Source organism: Armatimonas sp. (assembly GCF_031410135.1).
GTDB lineage: Bacteria > Armatimonadota > Armatimonadia > Armatimonadales > Armatimonadaceae > Armatimonas.
This window is the reverse complement of sequence record NZ_JANNYP010000828.1, coordinates 1-2,566: the sequence shown is the minus strand read 5'-3', so window position 1 is coordinate 2,566 and position 2,566 is coordinate 1. Positions and strand designations below refer to the sequence as shown.

Below are 2,566 nucleotides of genomic sequence, written 5' to 3'. Positions count from 1 at the left end.
GTGGACAATACGGGCGCGGGCAACTACGGCCCCACCGTAATTCTGTCGCACCAAGCCGGAGAAACGCACCTGACTTTCTTTACGCTCTACGGACATCTCGATCCGGCGTGCCTGACGACGCTTCATGTAGGGCAGCGCATTGAGAGAGAGCAGTGTTTCGCGGCGCTGGGCCGACGCGAGCACAACGGGGGCTGGCCGCCGCACCTGCACTTTCAGGTTCTGCTGGACTTGCTGGGCTACGAGGGCGATTTTCCTGGGGTCGCCCGGCACGCCGAGAAGGCGCTCTACGCTGGTGTCTGCCCCGATCCTAATTTAATTTTTGGGGTGCCTGGCGGAATCAACGGCGAGCCTGAGCCCAATGCGTCGCTGCTCACTCGCCGCCATCAGAGTATCGGACCATCGCTCTCGATCAGCTACCAAGAGCCGCTGCAGATTGTCCGGGGGTATGGGCAATACCTCTACACCGCCGACGGGCAGGCGTTTCTGGACATGGTCAACAATGTCCCGCACGTGGGGCACAGCAACCCGCGCGTGGTGCAGGCGGCGCTGCGCCAGCTGGCGGTGCTCAACACTAACAGCCGCTACCTACACCCCCTGATGGAGGCCTACGCCGATGCGCTCACCGCGACTCTTCCTGCGCCGCTCTCGGTGTGCTACTTTGTCAATAGCGGAAGCGAGGCCAATGAGCTAGCCCTGCGCCTAGCGCGCGCGGCCACGGGGCGACAGGGGGCGCTAGTCGTGGACGCGGCCTACCACGGCAATACCAGTCTCTTAGTGGACCTGAGCCCTTACAAGAACGAGGGCAAGGGCGGCCGAGGTGCGCCCGACTGGGTGCTGAAACTCCCCCTCCCCGACCCGTACCGAGGGGCTTTCCGTGGTGAGGGCTGCGGCCCGCGCTACGCCGCCCTCACCGACGAAGCCCTTGACGCTCTGGAGGCGGCGGGCCACCCGGTCGGGATGTTTATCGCGGAGAGCATCCTAGGCTGTGGCGGCCAGCTTGTCCTGCCCGAGGGCTACCTAAGAGAGGTCTACCGCCGGGTGCGTGCCCGAGGTGGTGTGTGCGTCGCCGATGAGGTTCAGGTGGGTTTTGGGCGTGCGGGGACGCACTTCTGGGCCTTTGAGCACCAGGGCGTCGTCCCGGATATCGTCACGCTGGGCAAGCCCATCGGCAATGGCTGGCCGCTCGGTGCCGTCATCACAACGCCAGAGATCGCGGCGGCGTTCAACAACGGTATGGAGTACTTCAACACCTTTGGCGGCAACCCCGCCTCGCTCGCCGCCGGGCAGGCCGTCCTCCAAGAGATCCAGGAAAAACAGCTCCAGGCCAACGCGCTCACGGTGGGCAATCGAATTCTAGACGGGCTGCGGGCGCTCCAGACGCGCTACCCGGTGATCGGGGATGTGCGTGGGCTGGGGCTCTATATCGGCACAGAGCTGGTCAAAGATCGCGCCACCCAGGAGCCGTTTGCCGCTGCCGCATCGCATGTCGCCAACCGCCTCAAGGACTTCAGGGTGCTGATCTCCACCGACGGTCCCCACCACAATGTCCTCAAGATCAAGCCGCCGCTGATTGTTACCCCAGACGATGCAGATCAGCTCCTCGCCGCCCTCGACCGTGCCTTCTCCGAGGATGCCGCGCAGTCCTAGAGCGATGGGCGCAGGCCCTCGGTCTGAACCTGCCAGCCTTTCTGAGGAAAGCCGGTCTGGGCCAGTAGAGCAACGGCGTAGAGCAGGCCGCCGTTGCCCGGAAGATAGAGCGGGATATTGGGACGCTGGTAGTTGTGGCCGTTGGCAAGATAGCGGTTCTTGGGGGTCTCCAGTAGCAGGAAATCTAGGGCCTTCTCAGGCATTCCCAGGCGAGCGGCGGTCATGGCCAGCATCGGGTAGTCCCAGCCCCAGGTGGCGGGCCAGTCCCAGGTCTTCTCGATCTGCAGGAGTGTCGCTTTCATCCGCTCTTTCTCAATCAGGGGCGTGGGCGGAAGCATCCCCAGTGCGGCGACATGCGACGGGTGATCGCGCGTTATGGTGTAGGGCGGCGACCCGATTCCGGGGTACACGCCGTCACGGACGAGCGGCTTGGGCAGGGCATTTTGCACCCGCTCCCACTCGGGCTCGCGAGGCATTCCCAGTCGCTCGCGCCAGAGCTGCGCGGTCTCCAGCGCCCACCAGACATAGGCCAGCTCGAACGTTGGGTTTATGGTAGTGGCGGGCTTGTAGCTCTCTTGGGCCGGGATGAGCATAGGGCCGAGCTGGCCTTTTGCCGCATAGCTCGCCAGAAACTCCGCCGTCTCCCCAACCAGCGTTTTATATTTTTTAAGCGTGCTCACCGTCGGCTTGCTCTTGTAGAGTAGCTCGGCATAAAAAATCGGGTGCGGCTGCTGCCAGAGCAGAAAAACGCCGACCGGGCTGGGGCTCTCGCGGCCATCGGGGCCGACCATCTTAGGCCAGCGTGCCCCGCGAAACCCTTGTCGCCGCGCCGTGGCCTGCGCCTGGGGAAGAATCTCGGTGTAGTAGGGCAGGCTACGCTCCAGTAGTGCCTCGCGGCCCCAGAGGACAAAGTGCGCCG

Annotated in this window: 1 protein-coding gene and 1 pseudogene; one reads left to right on the top strand and one right to left on the bottom strand. The window is 64.2% G+C overall.

From position 1 onward, the window contains the following. A partial coding sequence (locus tag RMO15_RS30165; RefSeq protein ID WP_309721954.1) for an aminotransferase class III-fold pyridoxal phosphate-dependent enzyme occupies nucleotides 1-1,647 on the top strand: 1,647 nt, incomplete at its 5' end. Here RMO15_RS30165 and RMO15_RS30160 read toward each other — a convergent pair. Beyond that, a pseudogene (locus tag RMO15_RS30160) lies at nucleotides 1,644-2,566 on the bottom strand (hypothetical protein); the annotation flags it as partial. The gene RMO15_RS30165 and the pseudogene RMO15_RS30160 overlap by 4 nt on opposite strands.